The 23175-nt window shown below is 37.9% G+C and carries 28 protein-coding genes; 18 read left to right on the top strand and 10 right to left on the bottom strand.

Annotated features, from left to right (window positions below):
- Positions 1 to 4: 4 nt before the first annotated feature.
- From ES948_RS05400 to ES948_RS05365, 8 genes are all read left to right on the top strand, one after another.
- Positions 5 to 1669, top strand: coding sequence for a flagellar assembly protein A (locus ES948_RS05400; protein ID WP_152183928.1), 1665 nt, complete (start codon positions 5 to 7; stop codon positions 1667 to 1669).
- A 209-nt stretch (positions 1670 to 1878) separates the two neighbouring features.
- Positions 1879 to 2121: a helix-turn-helix domain-containing protein gene (locus ES948_RS05395; RefSeq protein ID WP_152183927.1), complete on the top strand. Its 243-nt coding sequence runs from the start codon at positions 1879 to 1881 to the stop codon at positions 2119 to 2121.
- Positions 2121 to 2351 carry a hypothetical protein gene (locus ES948_RS05390; protein WP_152183926.1) on the top strand — a complete coding sequence of 77 codons (231 nt, stop codon included), beginning with the start codon at positions 2121 to 2123 and terminating at the stop codon, positions 2349 to 2351. The genes ES948_RS05395 and ES948_RS05390 overlap by 1 nt, the downstream gene beginning before the upstream one ends.
- A gap of 61 nt (positions 2352 to 2412) precedes the next feature.
- Complete coding sequence (locus ES948_RS05385) at positions 2413 to 2697, top strand: HU family DNA-binding protein (RefSeq protein WP_152183925.1); 285 nt, start codon at positions 2413 to 2415, stop codon at positions 2695 to 2697.
- A gap of 51 nt (positions 2698 to 2748) precedes the next feature.
- On the top strand, positions 2749 to 4254 hold the full coding sequence (locus tag ES948_RS05380; protein ID WP_152183924.1) for a hypothetical protein: 1506 nt from the start codon (positions 2749 to 2751) through the stop codon (positions 4252 to 4254).
- Complete coding sequence (msrB, locus tag ES948_RS05375) at positions 4235 to 4624, top strand: peptide-methionine (R)-S-oxide reductase MsrB (protein WP_152183923.1); 390 nt, start codon at positions 4235 to 4237, stop codon at positions 4622 to 4624. Before ES948_RS05380 ends, msrB begins: the two co-directional genes overlap by 20 nt.
- Before the next feature lie 5 nt (positions 4625 to 4629).
- Positions 4630 to 5172, top strand: coding sequence for a peptidylprolyl isomerase (locus tag ES948_RS05370; protein ID WP_152183922.1), 543 nt, complete (start codon positions 4630 to 4632; stop codon positions 5170 to 5172).
- A gap of 42 nt (positions 5173 to 5214) precedes the next feature.
- Positions 5215 to 6858, top strand: coding sequence for an inorganic phosphate transporter (locus tag ES948_RS05365; protein ID WP_152183921.1), 1644 nt, complete (start codon positions 5215 to 5217; stop codon positions 6856 to 6858).
- Here ES948_RS05365 and folP read toward each other — a convergent pair.
- From folP to ES948_RS05340, 5 genes are read right to left on the bottom strand one after another with little or no spacing between them, the layout of a single operon-like run.
- Positions 6853 to 7995 (bottom strand): dihydropteroate synthase, encoded by a 1143-nt coding sequence (gene folP, locus ES948_RS05360; RefSeq protein WP_152183920.1) that lies wholly within the window; start codon positions 7993 to 7995, stop codon positions 6853 to 6855. The two genes, ES948_RS05365 and folP, sit on opposite strands and share 6 nt — an antisense overlap.
- On the bottom strand, positions 7992 to 8612 hold the full coding sequence (locus tag ES948_RS05355) for a DNA polymerase III subunit delta' (RefSeq protein WP_152183919.1): 621 nt from the start codon (positions 8610 to 8612) through the stop codon (positions 7992 to 7994). Before ES948_RS05355 ends, folP begins: the two co-directional genes overlap by 4 nt.
- Positions 8599 to 9150, bottom strand: coding sequence for a HobA family DNA replication regulator (locus ES948_RS05350; protein WP_152183918.1), 552 nt, complete (start codon positions 9148 to 9150; stop codon positions 8599 to 8601). The genes ES948_RS05355 and ES948_RS05350 overlap by 14 nt, the downstream gene beginning before the upstream one ends.
- A gap of 4 nt (positions 9151 to 9154) precedes the next feature.
- A complete protein-coding gene (locus ES948_RS05345; RefSeq protein WP_152183917.1) occupies positions 9155 to 10366 on the bottom strand; it encodes an aspartate kinase in 1212 nt (403 codons plus the stop codon).
- Positions 10367 to 10837: an RNA pyrophosphohydrolase gene (locus tag ES948_RS05340; protein WP_152183916.1), complete on the bottom strand. Its 471-nt coding sequence runs from the start codon at positions 10835 to 10837 to the stop codon at positions 10367 to 10369.
- 76 nt (positions 10838 to 10913) lie between these two features.
- Between ES948_RS05340 and hemW the strand changes: the two genes are divergently transcribed.
- The 4 genes from hemW to queA are packed head-to-tail and all read left to right on the top strand — an operon-like array spanning position 10914 to position 14303.
- Positions 10914 to 11969 carry a radical SAM family heme chaperone HemW gene (hemW, locus tag ES948_RS05335; protein ID WP_152183915.1) on the top strand — a complete coding sequence of 352 codons (1056 nt, stop codon included), beginning with the start codon at positions 10914 to 10916 and terminating at the stop codon, positions 11967 to 11969.
- A gap of 60 nt (positions 11970 to 12029) precedes the next feature.
- Positions 12030 to 12461, top strand: coding sequence for a Sec-independent protein translocase protein TatB (gene tatB, locus ES948_RS05330; protein WP_152183914.1), 432 nt, complete (start codon positions 12030 to 12032; stop codon positions 12459 to 12461).
- On the top strand, positions 12454 to 13269 hold the full coding sequence (gene tatC, locus ES948_RS05325) for a twin-arginine translocase subunit TatC (RefSeq protein ID WP_152183913.1): 816 nt from the start codon (positions 12454 to 12456) through the stop codon (positions 13267 to 13269). The genes tatB and tatC overlap by 8 nt, the downstream gene beginning before the upstream one ends.
- A gap of 2 nt (positions 13270 to 13271) precedes the next feature.
- Positions 13272 to 14303, top strand: coding sequence for a tRNA preQ1(34) S-adenosylmethionine ribosyltransferase-isomerase QueA (gene queA, locus ES948_RS05320; RefSeq protein ID WP_152183912.1), 1032 nt, complete (start codon positions 13272 to 13274; stop codon positions 14301 to 14303).
- On the opposite strand, the gene ES948_RS05315 is transcribed toward queA, so the two are convergent.
- Positions 14287 to 15075 carry a DNA-processing protein DprA gene (locus ES948_RS05315; protein ID WP_152183911.1) on the bottom strand — a complete coding sequence of 263 codons (789 nt, stop codon included), beginning with the start codon at positions 15073 to 15075 and terminating at the stop codon, positions 14287 to 14289. The genes queA and ES948_RS05315 overlap by 17 nt on opposite strands.
- 2 nt (positions 15076 to 15077) lie before the next feature.
- Positions 15078 to 16061: a divergent polysaccharide deacetylase family protein gene (locus ES948_RS05310; protein WP_152183910.1), complete on the bottom strand. Its 984-nt coding sequence runs from the start codon at positions 16059 to 16061 to the stop codon at positions 15078 to 15080.
- A gap of 231 nt (positions 16062 to 16292) precedes the next feature.
- Between ES948_RS05310 and rpsF the strand changes: the two genes are divergently transcribed.
- From rpsF to ES948_RS05290, 4 genes are all read left to right on the top strand, one after another.
- Positions 16293 to 16712, top strand: a complete 420-nt coding sequence (gene rpsF, locus ES948_RS05305; RefSeq protein ID WP_152183909.1) for a 30S ribosomal protein S6 — start codon at positions 16293 to 16295, stop codon at positions 16710 to 16712.
- 30 nt (positions 16713 to 16742) lie between these two features.
- The gene (locus ES948_RS05300) at positions 16743 to 17306 is read left to right on the top strand and encodes a single-stranded DNA-binding protein (RefSeq protein WP_152183908.1); all 564 of its coding nucleotides are present in this window, start codon (positions 16743 to 16745) and stop codon (positions 17304 to 17306) included.
- A 27-nt stretch (positions 17307 to 17333) separates the two neighbouring features.
- Positions 17334 to 17597 carry a 30S ribosomal protein S18 gene (gene rpsR, locus ES948_RS05295; protein WP_152183907.1) on the top strand — a complete coding sequence of 88 codons (264 nt, stop codon included), beginning with the start codon at positions 17334 to 17336 and terminating at the stop codon, positions 17595 to 17597.
- A 76-nt stretch (positions 17598 to 17673) separates the two neighbouring features.
- The gene (locus ES948_RS05290) at positions 17674 to 19398 is read left to right on the top strand and encodes an OmpA family protein (RefSeq protein WP_152183906.1); all 1725 of its coding nucleotides are present in this window, start codon (positions 17674 to 17676) and stop codon (positions 19396 to 19398) included.
- On the opposite strand, the gene ES948_RS05285 is transcribed toward ES948_RS05290, so the two are convergent.
- The 3 genes from ES948_RS05285 to serB all read right to left on the bottom strand — a co-directional run bounded on the left by ES948_RS05285 (position 19395) and on the right by serB (position 20753).
- Positions 19395 to 19733, bottom strand: coding sequence for a cytochrome C (locus tag ES948_RS05285; RefSeq protein ID WP_152183905.1), 339 nt, complete (start codon positions 19731 to 19733; stop codon positions 19395 to 19397). The genes ES948_RS05290 and ES948_RS05285 overlap by 4 nt on opposite strands.
- 76 nt (positions 19734 to 19809) lie before the next feature.
- Complete coding sequence (locus ES948_RS05280) at positions 19810 to 20130, bottom strand: hypothetical protein (RefSeq protein WP_152183904.1); 321 nt, start codon at positions 20128 to 20130, stop codon at positions 19810 to 19812.
- Complete coding sequence (gene serB / locus ES948_RS05275; RefSeq protein WP_152183903.1) at positions 20130 to 20753, bottom strand: phosphoserine phosphatase SerB; 624 nt, start codon at positions 20751 to 20753, stop codon at positions 20130 to 20132. The genes ES948_RS05280 and serB overlap by 1 nt, the downstream gene beginning before the upstream one ends.
- Before the next feature lie 54 nt (positions 20754 to 20807).
- On the opposite strand from serB, the gene ES948_RS05270 reads away from it, so the two are divergent.
- Together ES948_RS05270 and serS are read left to right on the top strand one after the other, a co-directional pair.
- A complete protein-coding gene (locus ES948_RS05270) occupies positions 20808 to 21719 on the top strand; it encodes a methylenetetrahydrofolate reductase (RefSeq protein WP_152183902.1) in 912 nt (303 codons plus the stop codon).
- Between the two features lie 16 nt (positions 21720 to 21735).
- Positions 21736 to 22989, top strand: coding sequence for a serine--tRNA ligase (serS, locus tag ES948_RS05265; protein WP_152183901.1), 1254 nt, complete (start codon positions 21736 to 21738; stop codon positions 22987 to 22989).
- The last annotated feature ends 186 nt before the right edge of the window (positions 22990 to 23175 follow it).

Here is a 23175-nt window from a genome sequence, read left to right as displayed (position 1 = left end):
GCAGATGCCGACAAAAGAGCTTATCAAAACAAAGCATATAAAAGATGCGCTGAGTCGCTATGCTACAGATAATCTCCTTCCTATTTCAGAGTGTGATTTTACAATAAACAAAGTAGAAACACTTGTTCAGAACAACAGAAGCCATGAGTTTGAGCACTATACAAAAGAGCGCCTTCTTGAATACCTTGATAGAGACAAAATAATCAATGAACATGTCGAGTTTGCTCAGATATATACAATTACAGCTATGCAAAAAGAGAAGCAGGAAGTAGAGTTGCTCTATAGCATTGACTATGGCAGGTATGCAACACACCCTAAACTGATTCTCTCTCCTAAATCAAAAATACCCTACAAACTTTACAAACCTGTAGAGTTGTTACGACTTCTTTACATTGAGATAAATAAAATCAAAGCCTCCAATAAGATCCTCATCCAACTCTTTGATGAGAAAATGAAAAAAACACTCAAAAATTTTGTGAAATATCTCTATGCCAGTAAATTTACAAAAAAAGTAAAGATTCCTCTTTTTGAAGGAATTGAGCCTATTATCTCACGTGAGAGCAAAGTTATATTCTGGTTTAAAGAGAAAGAACATGACAGTATGATCATCGAGGTTGACAAAGATGAGATACTTATCGAGTACAAAAAACCGCTGTATGGGCGAAACGGTCTTAATGCTTATGGTAAAAACATTGATACTGTCTATGCCCAAAACTCTGATATCCATGTAGAGATTGACCCAAAATCTGTACGTATTGAAGAGGACAACAATTCAAAACGCTACATCAGTATCAATCGTGGTTATGTACACTATGATGGAGTAAAACTCTCCGTAGATAATAGACTCCGACTACATGAGATATCACGTAATAAGCATATTATTGACACGGAAGACGAGGGGAACAATATTGATATTATCGTAGCACAGCACGACACGACCAAAGATTCTATCGGTGAAGGTGTAGAGCTTGTCTCAGAGTCCATTCATGTTGAAGGATTTGTCGGTGCGAACTCAAGGCTTGAAGCCATGCAGCTTGAAATCAAAGGCGCGACACACCAAGACTCCAAACAGTATGCAAAATTTGCAAAGATAAACCGGCACAAAGGAACCCTGCGTTGTCATAAGGCAGAAATAGGTCTGCTTGAAGGTGGTATTATCCATGCAACAAAAGTCAATATCGAATCCTCTTTGGGCGGACAGGTTTATGCACAAGATGTAACGATTGGGCATACAAAGAACAACCTCAAGGTTTATGCATCAAACTCGATTACTGTTCGTTTGGCAAGTGGAGAGGACAATCTTTTTAAGATCAGCTATCAAGACATTCCTGTGCTCAAAGCAAAAATAGAGTACATCAAACAAGAGTTGGATGATTTAAAATACAAGTTAGAGCAGGCAAAACGTTTCAAGTACGACAATCTCAAACTTTTAGAAGATGAGATAGCCTCGCTCAAAGCAGAAGAAAAAAGTATTAAGAACTCCTACAAGAACGCAACTATTTCTGTAGAGCAACCTTTTCGAGGCCTCAATCACATAGTCTTTACTATTGATAAAGAGCATGAACTGCACTATAAAACAGATGCCAAAGCCTATCTTCCATTTCACCTAAAAATCGAAGAGAATAAAATCACCCTACTTCCTCCCGCAATTTCTCTGACAATCGAATAATTTTTTCAGCCTTCTTTTTTGAAGGCTATTTTTTTCTTACTTTTTTTTCTTATTGGAATACGGTTTTCCGTATAATATATATATTTTATTATATATTTAACACATTATTATTTGTTTATTATTCTATATTTATACTTTTTAATACAATTTAAACTATTTTATCTTAAATAAAATATATATTTAAGTATTAAAACCGTATAATCTTTTTTATGCAAATTGATGATCTGTTTAATATTCTTCATAACTCGATAGAGTCTCAAAACAACGGCAAGAAAATATCACTCAAAGATATGGCTAATGAGTTGGGTGTCTCTATGCGTACATATCAGGACTGGAAACTCGGCCGTGCAAAACCACAGGCAGCTGCAGTTGTTATGAAGATGTTGGGGAAGTTGGATGACGATGAGATCATTAGAGCAGTGAGAAAAATCAACAGACTAGAGGAAAAATAATGGGTGCGCTTACAAAGAATGAAAGAGATGGTTTAGAGGATGTATTTTTATCAATTCAGAGTGTCGGAAAGTATGAAAAGCTCAAAGATTTATCAGCTTTAATTATCTCTAAGCCTACAACACTCAACTTCAAAAAACTCCTTAAACAGGCACGATATGGACTAAAAGAAACAAAAATATCACATTTTTTACTCAAATATGCCAAAAAGAAGAAAAATTTAAGCAAATAAACTATAAAGTATCTCTAGCTGAATTATTTAATTCGGAAAATTTTAATCCAAGGGTAAATCTATGAATAAAGCGCAATTCGTTGAATTAGTACAAGAGTGCGGTAACTACAAAACTAAAGTAGAGGCTGAAGCAGCAATCAAAGCATTCACAGACGCAGTAACATCTGCATTAGTTAAAAAAGAAGATGTTTCTTTAGTTGGTTTTGGTAGCTTCACTGCTGCTTTACAAAAAGGTAAAAGTGGTAAAGTACCTGGTACTGACAAGACGTACACTACTCAAGATAAAATGGTTCCTAAATTTAAAGCTGGAAAAGGTCTTAAAGACCGCGTTGCAGCTGGTAAATAATTGTTGAAATACCACCGTTACTACCTTTAATGGTGGTATTTTATTCTTACTATGAAACTATCATTCCTACCTTCCTTTTTTAAAACAAAAGAAGAGGCACTTATTGTCCCTGATTCTTTGTTATTAAAAAAAATAAAATCACTTTCTCAAAACAGTAACTTAGTTGTCTTCTCTCACAAAGAGATTTTTCACCATAAAGAGAGCTATCCAATTGCTTTGATGATATATGATGACCTGCGTGGTATCTATATATTTGAGATAAAAGAGTGGTCTTATGATGATCTAAAAAATGCTACAGCAAGCAAAGCAAAGAGTGTAGAAAACTCGAAAAATACACTCGCTTTTGACAAAACGCACGCTATCATCAAAAAGAAGTTTAATGAGCTTTTACATAATGACGGTGTAGAAATTTTCAACTATCTTTTAATGGAAAATTTAAGTTCTGATGAATATGAGCACTTAAATGATTCATTACAGGAGATACTGCCTAAAGAGAAGATCATCTTTAGTGACTCTGATACTTCCGAGATATTTAAAAAACTGCAAAGTGCAGCACCGGAGGATCACACCCTTCCTCCAAAAGATGTTATTTTAGGAACGCTCTTTGTTCAATATGCTATTGTAAAGGCAGATACAGTATCTCTCTGCAATGAAGAACAAAGAGAGTTTATCGATAGAAAAATCTCTAGGTTAGAAAATCTTACAGCAGCACCAAAAAGCGGTAAAAGTTATACACTGCTGCTGAAATCCATAAAAGAACTCTTTAAAGAAGAACGAAAAAAGATCATTCTTATAAAACCGACTATCCTCTCTAAAGAGATCTTACACAAACGTTTCTTGGAGTTAATAGAGCATGCAATTATTGACATTGATTTGATGGCTTTTGAAATTTTAACCCCTGTTGAACTTGTCAACAGACATCTTATGAAATTAAAGATGCCATCACTCGAAGATACGCTTTATATTGATGAAAAACTAATGCAAAAGAGTTTTAATGCTGCAGATTTGATCATCTGTGATGATGCAGATATCATGCCTTCTCACTTTCTTGCATATCTTAAACATATACAAAAAAGGTCCGACTTATTACTTGTGAATGACAGCTCTCAAGAGGCAACATCTACATTTACACAAAGTTACCTGCCAACAGAGAGAGAGGTTCATTTTTATCAAACGAACCCTCACGCAAAAGCCTTACACCTGATCTCTTCACTACTCAAAAGTGCAGATCCAGCTGATATAGTCGTTGTTTGTAGCCAAGAGAGTAGAGAAAAGCTCCAAGAGGATTTAGATTCATTTATCGAAGATGAAACTCTCCTACTTGATGCATCTAAACATCTCACTGAACAAAAATTAGACTCCATACTCCTTACAACTTATGATGATATTGTAGAGTTGGAAGCAAAACATGCCATTTTGATGGACCTCTGTTTTGACGATATACAACGGCTCTTGTATGCATGCAATATTGCAAACCAAACACTCCATATACTTTACGAAGAAGAGTCTCAAGAAATAGAAAACTTAAAGGAAAAATATGAAAGTAATCAAGACTGAACAGGAATGGAGAGAGCAACTCTCCCCTGAAGCTTTTTATGTATGCCGTCAACATGGTACAGAAGCACCATTTTCTGGAAAATATTATGACAATAAAGATAAAGGCACTTACAAGTGCATCTGCTGCAAGACACCTCTCTTTGAATCCAGTACAAAGTTTGACTCAGGAACTGGTTGGCCAAGTTATTATGAAGCTATTGAGGATGCTGTTACTGAAGTAAAAGATATGAGCCACGGAATGATTCGTATTGAAGTGCGTTGTGCAACGTGTGACGCACACTTAGGACATGTCTTTCCGGACGGACCTGAACCAACGGGTCTGCGTTACTGCATAAACTCTGTATGTTTAGATTTTGAAGAAGAGGAGTAATACCAATGAAGAAAATCTTGTTTGCACTGCTTTTAGTGCTCAATATCAATCTTCTTGCAACAGAAAACCCACATGTAGTCTTAGAGACGACGCAGGGAAAAATTGAGCTTGAACTTTTTCCTGATGTAGCACCTTTGGCAGTCGAGAACTTTGTTACCCATATAAAAGAGGGCTATTACAATGGTATTGCATTTCACAGAATCATTCATAACTTTATGATTCAAGGTGGAGATCCAACTGAGACAGGACGAGGTGGAGAGAGTATCTGGCACAAAGAGTTCAAAGATGAGTTCAAACCAAACCTTATCTTTGATAAAGCCGGTATTCTTGCTATGGCAAACCATGGACCAAATACAAATGGCAGCCAATTCTTCATTACAACTGCACCCACTCCTTGGCTCAATGGCGGCTATACTATCTTTGGAAAAGTAGTAGACCAAGCTTCCATGAAAACTTTGATGAAACTGGGCGATGTCGCGACAACAGGAAGATCTGGAGGAGACAGACCACTAGAGCGTCAAGAGATTATAAAAGCATATATCAAGTAAAAAAAGACTATACTTTGCTTATAAAAAAAATGCGGAGCAAGCATGGAAATAGAAACAATAAGCAAACTTGAAAAAGAAGCTCTCAAGAAGAGTGGAACAGATTTAGCGCGTTTAGGGCTCGCTCTCTTTTTTATGATAGGTGTTCTTACCTACACTTTTTTAAGTAATGGCGGTATCTCTAACAACATGTTTTTAGCGATTGCAGCACTTATCGGTGCTTATATGGCTATGAACATTGGTGCAAATGATGTTGCTAACAATGTTGGTCCTGCCGTTGGTAGTCGTGCAATGACACTGACAATGGCCATTGTGATTGCAGCTGTATTTGAAGCAAGTGGAGCACTGATTGCCGGTGGTGAAGTTGTAAAGACCATTAAAAAAGGCATTATTGACATCTCCGCTTTTGGTGGCAATGCAGACCCGTTTATCTGGGCAATGATGGCAGCACTCCTAGCTGCTGCACTTTGGCTTAATTTTGCAACAGCTATGAAAGCCCCAGTATCTACTACCCATTCGATTGTCGGTGGTGTTATGGGGGCTGGTATTGCAGCTGCTGGCTTTAGCATCGTTTCATGGTCAACTATGGCAAAAATCGCTGCCTCATGGGTGATTTCACCACTTTTAGGTGGTGTCATTGCAGCTGCTTTTTTATTCTCTATCAAAAAGACCATCATCTTTAAAGATGATAAAATCAAAGCTGCAAAACAGTATGTCCCTGTTTTTGTTGCTCTCATGTCTTGGGCATTTGTCACTTACCTTGTTTTAAAAGGACTCAAAAAGATCTGGCCTCAAGTCGTAGAAATCCTTAACTTTCTTCCTTTGATCTCTATTGAAATGACAAAAAAACCATCTTTTCTAACAGCACTCATTATTGGTGCCATCGTAGGTGTTATTGTCTATGTTATCCTCAAAGGCAAACTTGCTGCACAGACAAATATCAAAAACTCTAAAGAAGCGGTCAATACACTCTTTACTATCCCTCTTGTCTTTGCTGCAGCACTTCTAAGCTTCGCTCACGGTGCCAATGATGTTGCAAATGCAATCGGTCCACTAGCGGCTATCAATGATGCTGTTGTTAATGGCGGTATCTCTTCAAAAGCGAGTATTCCACTGTGGGTTATGGGTGTTGGTGCTTTTGGTATTGCTATAGGTCTGGCACTCTATGGGCCGAAACTCATCAAAACAGTTGGTTCAGAGATTACCGAACTTGATCAGGTACGTGCATTTTCTATTGCTATGGCAGCTTCTATTACTGTTATCATCGCTTCTCAGCTTGGTCTTCCTGTAAGCTCGACTCATATCGCTATCGGTGGTGTTTTTGGTGTTGGCTTCTTACGTGAGTATCTGCATCTCACTGAAACTACAACAACTATAGAAGAAGATAAAGAACTCATTCAAGATGAGAAACATAATCTCAATAAACTCAAAACTGAACTGAAATCTCTTATTGGGAAAAAAGAGAAAGAGGTAGAAGATTATAAAAGAATCGTAGAGCTTTACAGACTGATAGAAAAAGAAGAAAAAGTCATAAAATCTGCGAAAAAACACATTAAACGGGTACAAAAAGTTCAATACGTAAAACGTGATGCCATTAAAAAAATTGTTGCAGCATGGGTAATTACAGTGCCTGCAGCTGCTGTTTTAGCCGCACTTTTATTCTTTACAATTAGAGGAATAATGCTATAACTTTAAAAGTGCCTCTTGCACTTTTAAAGCCTGTGCATGTTCATAAACATCATGCACACGTAAAACAGATGCTCCGTTTCTTATAGCTTCAAGATGAAGTGTCAATGTTCCAGGCAGTCTCTCTTCTACGCTTGAAGGAAAAATCTTATCTATCATTGACTTGCGTGAGGCACCGACCAGCAGTGGTTTTTGCAACGTTAAAAAATGCTCTAAGTGCTTAAGCAGTAAGAGATTATGCTCTAAGGTTTTCCCAAAACCGATACCAACATCCAAAACAATATTATCAATTCCAAAGCCCTGTGCTTTTTCTATACGCTTCGTAAAAAACTGATAAATATCATCAATGACATCGACATAAGAGGGGTTTTTCTGCATTGTCTGCGGATTTCCCTGCATATGCATGATGACAACTTCAGCTTGATACTCTGCAGCAAGTCTGCATACAGCATCATTTTGCAGACCTGTAATGTCATTGACAATGCTAAAACCTCTCTCTAGTGCATAAAAAATAGCTTTAGGCTCATAGCTGTCTATACTAAAAGTTACTTTTTCATAAAGTTTCTGCTCTTGTATCAAATCCACAATAGGTTTCAGACGCGAAAGTTCTTCTTCTACCGAAACCTCTGCTGCATTTGGACGAGAAGAGACCGCACCGATATCAATAATATCCGCACCCTCTTCGATCATCTTCTCAATACTTCTAATCGCATCAGAGCTTTGAAATCTACTCCCGGCGAAAAAACTGTCATCATTGGCATTTATCACACCCATGATTTTTGTCTGATACGGCTTCTTTGTTTTGGCAATGACCTTTAGCCTTCCTGCTAAATCTTTGAGTCCAAATGGCTGAGCAAGCTCTTTTCTAGCCAAAACTTCAAGTGCTTTTGTACTTGCTATAAGTAGGCAGTCAACTTTTGGCTCTTTTGCTATTACTGTCCCGCGAGGTACTGCCAAGTCTGCCCCTATTGAGAGCGCATCCTGTTTCAAGATATTTGCCGCACCTACATGCAGATCTTTTATCTCTATGAGATGTATCTTTGCCTTTGATGCCAAAATATGGATACCGCCGCCATCAACACCTAAGTTTTTCAGATATCTTTTGATATCGATCTCATTTGAAAGCTGCTTTACTATCATCCTCTCTCTCCCGCAAAGCTCATCAAAAGCATTGCAAAAACACTTTGCGCTCTTGCATTTAAATCTAGTAGACGATATGCCATATCAAAATTTTCCAACTGTTTTTCTGTGAGTATTAACATATCTACTACAGTTGCTCTATAAAAAAGTGCTTCAACTAATGCTTTTGCTTCGTTTTTAGAGACTCTGCTATGCTCTTTTAAAAAACGAAAGACCTCTTTATAATCCAACTTTGCAAGATTAATATCTAAAACTTCTTGCGTATGGTCCCCAGACTGTTTTAAAATAGGTAAACGTGAACGTACGGTAGGAAGTAGATTTGATTTTGTCGGAGAGATAATGATGAATTCAATGTTTTTTGGAGGCTCTTCTAAGAGTTTGAGCAGTGCATTTTGTGCAACTGCAGTGAATTCGATAGCAGCAATAATGATATATTTTGTTTGTGACTCACTGATATATGCCTCCCCAGTCACAAGCTTTGCATGTTCGATTTTAAAGTTCTCTTCAAAGAACTTCACAACCCGCAGCGGTTTTAACTCCTGCTCTAATCTCTCTATCTCACTCTCAATCTCGCTTGTGATAAGGATATGTCCCTTGAGAAGATTAGGAGCTTGCATCTACCTCTCCAAACATCGTTGCACTCAGAGATGCATCAAAAAGACGATAGAGCTGTAAAAGCTTGATGTCCAAGACAGGATCATACGATTTCAATGTAAAAGCATTGTTAAAATCTTCGTCAAATATCCAAAAATAACTCTCATCTTTTCTTTTTGCGATGTCACTTCTTTTGTCATCCCCTTTACCAATGTACCAAAAAAAGTAGTCATTTTTGTAAGAGAGTGCTATCATATCATCAAGCATATCAATCATCTCTCCACCACTGATATTATTGTAATGCGGATAGATACTCTCTATACTGATGATAGGAATGAGTGGACGATCAAAAGAGATAGAGTTGATAGCACTTAAGATGTAGTGCTCCAACCATTTTCGCTTCTCATCGGTAATTAAAATTACGGTTTTACCGTTAAGAATCTGTTCTAATGCAAAAGCGGTAGTTTTGGACCATTCAAAACGGTACTCTTCAAGCCACGAAAGACTCCCACCCTCCGCACGAATTGCATCAAGACTCCATTGGGCAAAATCAGGAAGCATAAACTTACTTATCTAACTCATATGCATTATGCAGACTTCTCACAGCTAGCTCTGCATATTTCTCATCGATTACCATCGATACTTTTATCTCTGATGTTGAGATCATATTGATATTGATGTTCTCTTGTGCCATTGTTGAGAAAGCTTTTGCTGCAACACCTGCGTGAGATTTCATCCCAACACCTACGACAGAGACTTTACATATATCTTCATTGTATGAATCATCTTCAATCTCACCGCTTTGAACAAAAGTATCTACAACTGCTTTTGCATCATGCAGATCACCAACAGCAACAGTAAAGTCAATATTTGTAGCACCGTCATGCGCTTTGTTCTGGATTATCATATCAACATTAACCTCAGCACCTGCTAATGCATTAAAGATATCACTTGCAATGCCTGGTCTGTCTTTTACACCCATCAAAGAGATACGTGCCTGATTACGGTCAAGTGCAATTCCGCTTACGAGTGGTTTTTCCATAATATTTTCTTCCTTTGTAATTAATGTCCCCTCTTCATCTGAGAAGCTACTTCTTGTTACTAAATTTACATTGAGCTTTTTTGCAAGTTCTACAGAACGGTTTTGAAGAACTTTCGCACCAAGTGAAGCCAGTTCAAGCATCTCATCATAAGAGATACGCTCAAGTTTTTTTGCTTTTGGTTCAATACGCGGGTCCGTTGTGAAAATCCCCGTTACATCTGTATATATCTCACACAGATCAGCTTTCAGTGCTCCGGCAATCGCAACCGCAGACAAGTCACTTCCCCCTCGTCCAAGAGTAGTTACATCTCCTTTGACATTCACACCCTGGAAACCTGCAACAACAATGATTTTCCCCTCTTTAAGAGCATTTTGCATTGTTTTTGGGTTAATCTCTTCGATACGTGCTTTTGTATGGTGTGTATCTGTTACAATACCTGCTTTTCTTCCTGTCATAGCCTCTGCTTCAAAACCCATCTCTTGCAGAGCAATAGATAACAGCGAAGCCGTTACACGCTCACCGGAGCTTAGTAGCATATCCATCTCTGCGCGTGCAGGATTTTTTGAAAAATGTTCTGCATATCCTACAAGTTTATTTGTCTCTCCACTCATGGCTGATACTACCACTACCACATCATTGCCTGCTTTTTTTGTTGCAGCTACACGATTTGCGACATTTTGGATGCGTTCCAAATCACCAACACTTGTCCCACCAAATTTTTGAACAATTAACATCTACAGTAATCCCTCTTTTTTAAAATAATTTATCACCGTCTCATACACAGGTTTTTTAAAATGTGCAGTATACCCCAACACTTTGTCAATATCTACAAACTTATAGTTTATAAATTCCGGATGTTTGGTATCTAGATCAATCTTTGCATCTTTACTCAACTGTATTAAAAAATACCGCTGTTTCTGGCCTTTGTAAGGCTTCATCTTCTTTGCTATCTTATCTGGAAAGTCATACGATATCCACTCCGGATACTCAGCAATTATCTTTGCTTCTGCAGTACCTATCTCCTCTTCCATCTCTCGGAAAAGTGCCTCTTTTACCTCTTCACCCTCATCAATCCCACCTTGTGGAAATTGCCAGATGTCGGTCAAGTCGTTACGTTGTGCAATAAATATCTCTTTTTTTTCAGGATAGTTCTCCGACAGAATGATCATTGCTACATTAGGACGATATTGCTCTTTTTTACTCATACCAACACCTATTTTAAATTGATGCGATTATACAGAAAATGCAATTAATATAAGTTTAGAGTGCTATAATTTTCTTATGCTTTTATACATTCATATCCCTTTTTGTGACTCAAAATGCTCCTACTGTGCCTTTAACTCCTATGTGGACAAGTTTCATCTCAAACGTGACTATATGATAGCCTTAGAAAAACAGCTCTCTTTTGAACTTGAACGTTTTGAAGCAAAAGAAAAATCTATTGAAACGCTGTTTATCGGTGGTGGTACACCTTCAACCATTGCACCGCAACTCTACACCTCTATTTTTCAACTTGTCAAACCATATCTGCGTGAGGATGCAGAGATAACAAGTGAAGCAAACCCAAACTCTGCGACAAAAGAGTGGCTAAAAGGGATGCGTGAGCTTGGTGTCAATCGTATCAGTTTTGGAGTACAGAGTTTTCATGAAGAAAAACTCAAACTGCTAAATCGTGCCCATTCCCCAAAAATGGCAGAAGATGCCATAGCGTATGCAAAGGATGTTGGATTTAAAAACATCTCACTTGATTTGATATATGCAACACAGGGAGATACAAAAGAGCTTCTTGCCTACGACATTCAAAAAGCCTTTTCCCTGCCTATCAATCATTTGAGTGCCTATGCATTAACAATTGAAGAAGGAACAGCTTTTGAAAAAAAACCGCAAATGGTCCAGGAGCATCTAGAGATTACTGAATGGATTTTTCAAACAATTGGGGAGCATGGATTTGAACAGTATGAGATAAGTAACTTCGGAAAATACAAATCACGCCACAATCTAGGCTACTGGAAATATAAAGATTATATCGGTGCAGGTGCTGGAGCTGTCGGGAAACTAGATAAGCATCGTTTCTATCCAAACCCTGATATTGAAAACTATATCGATAATCCCCTAAAAATGCGTGTAGAGAGTTTGGGAGATGAAGATATACGACTTGAAAAGATCTTCTTAGGTTTTCGTTCTTGTATAGGCGTAAATAAAGAGTTACTCACAGATGACGAGAAAATCAAGGCCTCTTTTTTGGAAGAAGAAAAAAAACTACTCTATAAAGAGGGGGTTTTTTATAATCCAGACTATCTTTTGGCAGATGAACTTGCTCTCTTTTTGAGTTCTTGAAGATTATTTAATCATTCTTTGGATAAAATTCAACATTAAAAATAAATATGAAGGCTAACTATGTTTGGTATGGGGTTTACCGAGATACTTCTTATCGCCGTTATTGCGATTCTTTTTTTAGGTCCAGACAAGCTGCCAAGCACAATGGTAGAGATTGCAAAATTTTTCAGAAGTGTTAAGAACACTATAGGTTCCGTAAAAGAGTCTCTTGAAGAGGAGATGAATGTTACAGGCATCAAACAAGAGGCACTTGCATATAAAGAAGAACTTTTAAAAGCAAGTGAAGGTCTGCATAAAGCAACAAATGTTCAGGCAGCACTTGGAGCAGAGATAGACAATATTTTAAACGATGATGACGAGCCTGCAAAAAAAGAGGTAGAAGCTCCAAAAACAAAAAAAGCCCCAAAAGAGCCTCAAGAGGTTACCTTCAAAAAAAAGAAAAAGAAAAAAGTACAAAAATTAGAAGATAAAGAAGGCAATACTGATGTTTGATGAACTGCGTCCTCACTTAGTAGAACTTAGAAAAAGGCTTGCAATATCTGCAGGAAGCCTTATCGTTATGTTCTTTGTTATGTTTTTCTTTCATGAACCAATACTCAACTGGATGGTCGAGCCTTTAAATACAGCACTCATTGAAGTAGGTAAAAAGTCTATTCATGCAGCAGACGGGATGATTACCACTTCACAAGTCGGGGGAGCATTCTTTGTCGCTCTAAAAGTCTCATTTTTCGCTGCTATTGTCGGTGCACTTCCTATCATTCTCTCACAAATCTGGCTCTTTATAGCACCAGGGCTGTATGCACATGAGAAAAAGATGATTATCCCTTTTATCGTCGGTGGAACATTTATGTTCTTAGTAGGTGTACTCTTTGCCTACTATGTCGTAACACCGTTTGGTTTTGATTTTCTCATTACCTTTGGTTCTTTTAAATTTACACCGCTTATCAACATTGAAGATTATGTAGGCTTTTTTACAAAGATTATGTTTGGTTTTGGTCTGGCTTTTGAGTTACCAATCTTTGCATACTTTTTAGCACTGCTTGGGCTTGTAGATGACAAACAGATGGCAGCATTTTTCAAGTATGCTATTGTTATTATCTTTGTTGTAGCAGCACTACTTACACCACCGGATGTTCTCACGCAGCTTCTTATGGCAGGACCGCTTATCATTCTTTATGGATTTTCAATCATAATCGTTAAGATTGTCAATCCTGCAAAACCGGAAGATGATGAGGATGAAGACGAGGAAGAAGAAGTAGAGGACGAAGCAGCTGAGCTAGAAGAGCCAAAACAAGAGTAAAAGTGTCAACACAAAAAGAACTCCTCACGCAGAGCTATGACTTCACACTTCCTGATGAACTCATAGCAACCCACCCTGCGCATCCACGTGACCATGCAAAACTTCTAGTCTATGACAGAACAAGCGATACAATTACACATACCTACTTCTATGAACTTGAAAAGTATCTACCAAAAAAGTGTGCACTTATCTTTAATGACACCAAAGTCATTAAAGCTCGTCTTTTTGGTAAAAAATCAAGCGGCGGAAAAATCGAACTGCTTATAAATAGAGCCCTAAATGCACATGATATTAATGTTTATATTCGGGGACGTGTAAAGGCAGGAAGCGAGATTTACTTTGATGCAGATTTAAAGGCAATTGTCAAAGAGCTGCGTGAAGATGGCAGTCGTATTGTAAACTTTTATCAAGATGATACACTTCTACGTTTCGAAAACCTGCTTCCAATCATCGATACTATCGGTCATATCCCTCTTCCACCATACATAAATAGAGAAGACAATGAAGAGGATGCCAATGAGTACCAGAGTGTATTTGCCAAAGAAGAGGGTGCCGTCGCAGCACCGACTGCATCCCTGCACTTTACAGATGAGCAGCACCAAAGAATCACGCAAAACTATAAACACGCCTATGTAACACTCCATGTCGGAAGCGGTACTTTTAAACCTGTTGAAGCAGAGGTCATTACTGAGCACCCTATGCACTCTGAATATTACGCTATTTCAAAAGAGGCTAAAGAGCTTCTTGACTCAGAGACGCCAATTTTATGTGTGGGAACAACATCGACCCGTACGGTAGAATATTATGCAAAACACGGACAGAAAACTTCAGGAGAAGCAAATCTTTTTTTACATCCGCACAACAAACCAAGCCGTGTCAACCATCTGCTGACAAATTTCCACCTGCCAAAATCAACACTGCTGATGCTCGTTGCTTCTTTTGTAGGTTTAGAAAAAACACAAGAGCTTTATGCAGAGGCCATAAAAGAAAAGTATCGCTTCTACTCTTATGGCGATGCTATGTTAATACTCTGACACGCCCGTTTTTTATCTCGACTTCACCAGAGAGTTCTGCTTCAAAAAGACGTGATGCAAATTGTTGTAAAACTTCCTCATACGCTGGATTTGTTCGGCAAAACTCTAAAAAATCATCACTTTTTACACTGCTGTGTTCTATATTTTTTTGGCCACAGATTTTTGTTACAAAAGCATCTATATCATAGATAGCCTCTGCTTTTTTTTCTGCCAAAAGTCTGTTTGTTCCTTCACTCTCTCCAATTCTATGAGGAAGAACATAGATTTTCTTTCCCATCTTAAGAGCATACTCAACACTTCGCATCGTTCCGGAATTCTCATCTGCATAAGCCACTATCAAAATCTCTCCAAGAGCAACGACCAGTTCGTTTCTAAGTACAAAGTTATACCTGTTTGAGGGTGTACCTGCTTGAAACTGACTGAGGATTAGTCCCTCTTGTTCAATATCACAGATAAGATTTTTATTGATTGTGGGATAGCGTTTATCTAATCCTGTTGCTGCTACCATTATGGTGTTTTTTGCACCTGCTGCTTTATGAGCAATGGCATCGATGCCTATGGCTCCGCCACTGACTATACATCTTTTGGCTTGGACTAACTTCTTCACAAGTTGCGTTGTTCTCTCACGTGCATACTGATTTGGTTTGCGTGAGCCTACTATAGCGATCTTTTGCTTCTTTAACAAGCCTACATTGCCAAGATAAAACAGTTCATTTGGATAACTTTTCATAGACTCTAAAGCCTCTATCTGAAAATCTATCTTCTCTATCATAGCTAATATATCTCGTTGATTAAAACCAAATCCACATCTCTAAAGAGTTTTTTTGATTCATAAAGCGCTTGGAGTGTATTTTTATGCGGATGTCCAATGGCTATGGCATGTCCATGTGCTTTTGCTACACTGATAGCCTTTTTGATCTGCTTTTTTATATATGCTTTATCATTATGATGATCCAAAAAGACATCTCGCGCAACATACTTGAGTCCAAAATTTTTCAACACCCTAGGCGCTTGTGTCTGTGCAGTTGTTCGACTATCTACAAAATGAATATGGTTTTTGTTAAATGCAAAAATCAATCTGTTCATCGCCACTTCATTTGAAGTGAACTTGCTTCCTGTGTGGTTATTGATATAAGCCACTTTAGGGAAAAGCTCCTTTATGTCATGAACACGCTTCAGTATTGTCTGCTGAGAATCTCTAACACGCATAGTATAGGGCTCTTCTTTATTAAAATTCATCGCTTCCATCGGAAGGTGCACCATATAAAAACGCTCATGAGCAGCTAACTTTGCAGAGTTAGGACGTGCCGGACTTGGTGGCAGAAAAGACATTGTCAAAGGAATAGCCAAACTTTTGATAGCACGCACTTGTGACTTTGTACTTACATCATCAATGATGATTGCAAGCTTTGGTTTAGAGACATAAAGTTTTGGTTTCTCTATTGGTATTTTTGGTGGATTTGCCAAAGCTTCATTCTCTATCTCATGAGAAGCAGAGTTATAAATTTTCGACTCTTTTTTGAGTACCTCTTTTAAACGCTTTTGAACACTCTTTTTTGCTTGTTTTTCCGGCAGTTTCCGCAATACCCGCTCTTTTTCAGCACTAGCTTCTATCTTCTCTTTTGCACTGCTAAAACCAAAATAATATCCAATCAACAGAGAACTTAAAGCTAATGCAATAAGTGCAAGTGCCCATGCAATATAGCTCAGTAGTTTAGAACTACTATGTTTTTTCTTACTTCTTTTTCGTTTTGCCATCTTAAAACTTTTATCAAATTTTTGAAACTATACCTTAAAAATATTAAATAAATAATTTTATTGCATTTTGTCATTCATTATTGACAGATAAATTTTATGTGCTTATTTTAAGCAATAGTTCTGTATAATTGCGCGTTCCTTTCTCTTTGTAACTTCATTTAGAAGCTATATTTAGATCCGAAAGGGAAACAAAAGCCTGCAAACAGGCATACCAAGAGGAGATCATACTATATGAGAAACTACGAAAACCTAGTAATCGTAAAACCTACATTTACTGCTGAAGAGATTCAAGCAGCTGTAAAAAATGTTGAAGAGATAATAACTTCTAATGGCGGCGAAATCGCAGCTACAGACGCAATGGGAATGAGAAAACTTGCATACCCAATCGAAAAAAGCGAACGTGGTTATTACCATGTAATCTACTACTCAGTAGAACCATCTGCAATCGCTGAAATTGAAAGACGTTTCCGTATCAATGAAGACCTACTTCGTTTTGTAACTATCAAGTATAGCACAAATCGTGAGGTAACTGCATGGAACGGTTTAGTTGAAAAAGCGAAAAAAGCAGCAGCAACTCCGGCAAAAGAAGAGACTCCTGCAGAGGAAGCTCCAAAAGCAGAAGAAGCAGCTACAGAAGCAGCAGCTGAGTAATAGCGTAAGCTATAAAAAGAAGGAAAACCTATGTTTAACAAGATAATTTTAGTTGGCAACTTAACACGCGATATTGAACTACGCTACTCTCAAAGCGGTATGGGGATTGCAAAAACTGCAATCGCAACAAGCCGTAAGTTTACTAGCAATGGTGAAAAAAAAGAGGAAGTATGTTTTGTAGATATCACTTTCTTTGGAAGAAGTGCTGAAGTTGCGAACCAATACCTGCGCAAGGGAAGTAAAATCCTTGTAGAGGGAAGATTAAACTTTGAACAATGGGTTGACCAAAATGGACAAAAAAGATCAAAACACTCTGTAATCGTTGAAACAATGCAGATGCTTGACTCACGCAGTGACTCTCAAGGTGGATATAACAATGCACCGATGAATGGCGGAGACTCCTATGGAGCACCAACGCAAGGTGAGCCACAAAGCTATCAAGCACCACAGCAACAGCCAAGCTATGGACAACCTGCACCGCAACAACAGCAGCAGTCGTCATACGCATCACCAGCACAGGAGCAAAGCCGTCAAATGCCAAGCCCAGCTGATGTACCTGTGATTGACATTGATGAAGATGAAATTCCATTTTAGAAAAAAATAGATACAAAAGGTAATAACATGTCAGAAAAAAGAAAATACAAAAAAAGATACTGTAAATATTGTGAAGCTAAAGTTGACTTCATGGATTATAAAGATGTAGCAAACCTACGTTTTTCACTTTCAGAGAGATATAAAATCATGCCACGTCGTTTAACAGGTAACTGTAAACGTCACCAAGACATGATCTCTACTGTAATCAAACGTGCTCGTGCAGCAGCGTTCGTACCATACGTTGTAACTCGTAAAAAAGTTGTAACAGCACCTTTTGAAAACCTAAAATAAGGTTTTCTTCGGTGCCTTGGCACCACTTATAAATTAGGAATATTTATTGCTTTAAATGTTTTAAAAAAGCAATAATATGAAACTACTCCTACTCTTTTTCACCCTTTTTACACTCTCTTTTGCAAAGACAACAACAGACTTCTCTGTAATCGTTCACAAACCATTTAACGCAGCACTTTTTGATATAACCGAAGATCATGACAGAACAATCACTGCCGTCGGATTTTCCAATGAGTTTAAACAAAATGCCAATCCATCTAAAGCATACACGAATGCATTTGACTATCTAGCAAGTGTCTCAAACAAATATGGCGCACAAATGAGTCTTGTCAAGGTTGACAATCAGGCAAAGATAATCTTACAAAAAGCGGCAAAACTAAGCCGTTTCAACAAAGCAGTAGCAGTTGTAAAAACACCTACAAATGGTTACTTTATCGGTGGATATACAATGGATGGCTCCCTTTTAGTCGCCAAACTTGATGCAAATGCCAACATCCTCTATAGTAAAATCTTTGGTACCAAAAACTATGACAGAATGAGTAGTCTTATCCTTTTAAGTGACGGCGGTGTACTTGCCGTTGGCTCTTCCTTTACCTCACGTGCAACAACGGACAATATGTTTCAAACCGGTCTTGGCAATAATGATATCTTCATTACACGATTTTCAAAAGATGGTCATATACTTTGGAGTAAAAAGTATGGTACTCGTTTTGATGACAACGGTATAGATGCTGTTGAAGCACAGGATGGCTCTTTACTAGTAGTAAGTACGATGGCATCGCAAAGACAAAGAGAAGTGACTTTTATGCGTCTGACAGAGAATGGAAATAGAATCTGGCTCAACCAGTTTATCAAAAACTCTCATAATGAAAATCTGGTTATTCCCAAAAAAATCATTCGTCTACGTGATAACTCTTTTGTCGTTACTCTTATTCAGTACAATCAAGTCCAAAAAGAGCATATCCGACTTGTAAAGTTTGACCTTTACAATAACATCCTTGCAGATAAAGAGATAAGTACAACCTATCCTTCCGGACTCTTAGATATAAAAGAGTTCTCAAACGGTATGCTGATGGGTGTCGGTTATGTCAAAGACAAGTATAATACTGACGGTCTTGCTATGCTTTTAGACTCGGACCTCTCCATGCTCAAACAAGAGCATTATGGTGGAGATAATTTTGATATCTTTTATGCACTTGATATTCTTCACAACTCCCAAGTCGCAGTTGCGGGCATTCATACCGATGACTATTCCCAAGAGGGAAATATGTGGATATTAAAGCTCAATCATGATGCGACAATCGCACAGGTCTCTACAAAAGCCGGAAATTTTTATGATGCACTTTGCAAACTCTTTGCAAAAGAGATAAAAAACGGACAACTCACAATTCAAGAGGATTTAACCATAGAGTTTAGTGACAAAGCACTCTACTTCAAAGTCGGTGCGTATAAGCTCACGCAAGAACAAAAGAGATTTCTATCACAAATAGCGAAAAAACTTGGAAGTTTTCTATATGCAAATAAGGACCTTGTCAGTACTCTTCAAATCAATGGGCATACTTCAAGTGAATGGAAAAATGTAAACTTTGAGAATCGTTATCTTAAGAATGAAGACCTCTCTATGAAACGCTCTTTTTCAGTCCTGCGTGAGATATTTACAACACAAGATGCAAGAAAACAAAAATGGTTGAGTAAAATCCTAAGAGGAAGTGCTTACAGTTTTTCAAAAACTGTTATGCAAAATGGGATAGAAAATAAAAAAAGGTCTAGAAGAGTAACACTAAAAGTGTTACTGAATTAACCACAAGTAGGTGTCTCTCCGTCTGATGCGTATTTCCATACAAAGTCATAAAGATTTTTGATATCTTTTTCTCTCATCTTTTTGATTTTCTTCTCACCGTGTGGACAGATTTTTATCCACTCTTGTTGTAACTTTCCATCTTCTTTCAAAGATTGCCAACCGCGACGATCATGCTTGATTGCAAAAACAGCACCATTTTTCAGACCATCTTTTTTGCAGATTTTGAGTTTTTTGAGATAAAATCTTTGACCTTTGGATGCATCAGCCATAGCTGCAGTTGTAAAAAGAGAGCCTGCAAAGAGAGCTGCAAGTAAAAGTGAAGTCATTTTTTTCATAATATAATTTTCCTTAGTTTTATGCTATGATATCTTACTCATATCTTGATAAATTATAGATTAATCTTATAATCAGTTATTCGATTTCAGTTGCACTTGTCTCTCTGAAATCCAGACGTGTTTTATCCTGCTTGAGTTTTTTATAAAGCTTGAACTTTGCCTTTTGTAACGCTTCATCATCATAAGAAAACTCATTTTTTAGCTCTTCATCACTCACATTTGCACAATCCATTGCAAAAAGTTTGAGCTCTTTTTTTGTCAGTTTTGACTTGAGAACAGAGTAAAGCAGTTTGTCATCTTCAATCAGATCTATACTCTCCAACTTACAAAATTCTGCTATTTTGTCTCTAAAATTATTTTCATTATGATACTGTCTCCAGACTGTATTTTCTAACACTAAATCTCCTTTAAAATGAGTGAGAGGTCTTTTTCTTTGATAATTATATTTGCCTCTTTTTCTAATATCTTTCTTGCGCAAAATGCCACACGAGTACCTGCGTGAGCAAACATTGAAAGGTCATTTGCACCATCACCACAAACAAGTGTCTCTTCTTCACGCACACCTAAAACCGACTGCAGACGTACCAACATATCACCCTTTGAGAAGTTAAACATCATATCTCCTCCCACAAGTCCTGTCAATTTTCCATCTTTTTCATGCAGTACATTTGAAAAATCTGCATCATAACCCAAGATATCTTTAGCATAAGATGTTGCCGTTCTAAATCCACCTGAAAAACAGACTACCTTGATACCACGACTTTTCAACTCTGCTATCGTCTCACGTGCACCTGACATATATGGTAGATTATGAGATATCTTTTTAACAACTTTAAAATCAAGCCCTTTGAGCAGTCCTACTCTTTGCTGCAAAGATTCAAAAAAATCAAGTCTCCCGCTCATCGCCTCTTCTGTAATACGGGCTACCTCATCACCTATTCCCAATTCCTCAGCAAAAAAGTCTATGGTCTCACCATCCATCAGTGTAGAATCAAAGTCAAATACTGCAAGTTTTAGCATTAAATACCTTCTTATTTGTTATAATTGCGAAATTATAGCGAAATAGGACTTTTTTTGTTTGATGCACTCATAAATAAATTAAAAAACGATACTTATATTACACTTGAAACGACACCCGGCCATTCCGCAAAGTTTACACCGGTTATTGACAAGATAGAAGCACTTGGTTTGCATGAGATGGTCGATGGTTTCTCAACAACGGACAATCCGCTTGCAAAACTGAAATTCAATGCTCTTTTTGGTGCGAGACTGCTGCAAGAGCGCTTTAACAAACCAGTAATTGCGACAATGAGCATGCGAGATAGAAACAAAATAGCACTACAATCAGACCTGCTTGGTGCAAACGAGTTCGATGTACGGGCAATCCTTGCACTCACAGGAGACCCGGCAAACATCTCAGACCAACCCAATGCAAAAGGTGTTTTTGAAGCAGACTCTACACTTTTGTTAGACATTATCTCCGCATTTAACGCAGGTATGGACTATGCAGCAAAACCTTTTAATGAGAGACCAAAGCATATCTACCCTTTTGCAGTTGTAAACTCCTATGCAAAAAACCAAAAAACATTGCAAAAAAAGATGCAAAAGAAGATAAAACACGGTGCCATAGGCATCATCACACAACCGGTCTATGACATTGAAAATGCAAAACAACTTTTAGAGTTAAAAGAGCAGGCAAACAAAGAGTGTTGCTCTGAAAATAAAAGTGCAGAGTTGATTTTAGGTGTGTTTCCTATTACAAAACTCCGTACGGCACAGTTCTTATCATCGCATGTGCCGGGAATAAATGTCCCACCATGCTGGCTTGACAAGTTGCGTGAGGCTCACGCAAAAGGGGTTGAAGAGGAGTACAAAGTAGGTTTTGAGCTCAGTAAAAAGCTCTTTGATGATCTAAAAGCTCTCCATCCAAAAATTCACCTAATGACAGCAAACCAATTTAGTATTGCCAAAGAGATATTAGTTTAAACACAAGAGGAAAAGTATGATAGATTTAAAACAACTACAAAAAGATTTTGACGGTATCAGCGTAAAGTTAAAGCGTAAAGGCGTTGATGAAAAACTCTTAGAAAAAGTAAAAATCAAGTTTGAGGAGCTCAAAGAGGCAAAAGCGGCTTATGAAACACTGCAAGCTGCACAAAATGCTATGAGCAAAGAGTTTGGTATCTACAAACGCGAAGGTAAAGACATCTCAGAACTTAAAGCAAAAGTGGATGAAAACAAAATCCGTATTGCAGATGCGTTAGAGATTCAACGTTTACGCCAAGAAGAATTAGAAACACTTACAATGGCAATTCCAAATATTCCAGATGATGATGTACCAGACGGCGAGGACGAAGAGGATAATATCGAGATTAAAAAAGTGCTCACTCCTCCTAAGTTTACCTTTACACCAAAAGAGCACTGGGAACTTGCAGAACAAAACGGTTGGATAGATTTTGAACGTGGTGTAAAACTTGCGACTTCAAGATTCTCTGTTGCCTTTGGTATGGGTGCACGATTAGAGCGTGCACTGATTAACTTCATGCTTGACTTTAACCGTGAACGTGGATTTGACGAGGTAAGTGTTCCTGCACTTGTAAATAGACGTGCCCTAGAAGGAACAGGACAACTTCCAAAGTTTGAAGATGACTTATACAAAATAGAATCTCAAGAGATGTTTTTAATCCCAACTGCCGAAGTTCCCGTTACAAACCTCTACCAAGATGAAATCTTGACAGAAAATGAACTTCCACATAAGATGACAGCCTATACTTCATGCTTTAGAAAAGAGGCAGGTGCAGCAGGTCGTGATACTCGCGGTATGATTCGCCAGCACCAGTTCCATAAAGTTGAACTTGTAAGTATCACTAAACCTGAGGAGAGTGACAGAGTCTTTGATGAGATGGTAGCATGTGCTTCGGATCTACTCACAGCTCTTGAACTTCCTCACCGTTTAGTTACTTTATGTACAGGTGATCTAGGCTTCTCAGCTGCAAAAACAGTTGACTTGGAAGTATGGCTCCCAGGACAAAACAGATACCGTGAAATCTCTTCTGTAAGTAATACAAGAGACTTCCAAGCACGTCGTGCAAAAATCCGCTACAAGGATGGCAAAAAAAACACGCTTGTTCATACACTTAACGGTTCAAGCCTGGCAGTTGGTCGTACGATGGTCGCTATTATGGAGAATTTTCAAAATGAAGATGGAACGATTAGTATTCCTAAAGCTCTGCATCCATATCTAGGTATACAATAACATAAATGGTACAAAACACTCAAATATGAAAGGGAGGATATATTAAACTCCCTCTTTCTCTTTGGCAAAAGCTCTGAGGTAGTCAGCTGCCATCTCCGGTGTAAGCAGTTCTATCATCACTCTGTTTTCAAGCCAAAGCTCTATAACATCCTAAGTTCAAATCATAAATGCAATTTTCTTGAAGAA

It is taken from the genome of Sulfurimonas indica, assembly GCF_009192995.1.
In the GTDB taxonomy this organism is placed as follows: domain Bacteria; phylum Campylobacterota; class Campylobacteria; order Campylobacterales; family Sulfurimonadaceae; genus Sulfurimonas; species Sulfurimonas indica.
This window is presented reverse-complemented; position numbering and strand designations above follow the sequence as displayed.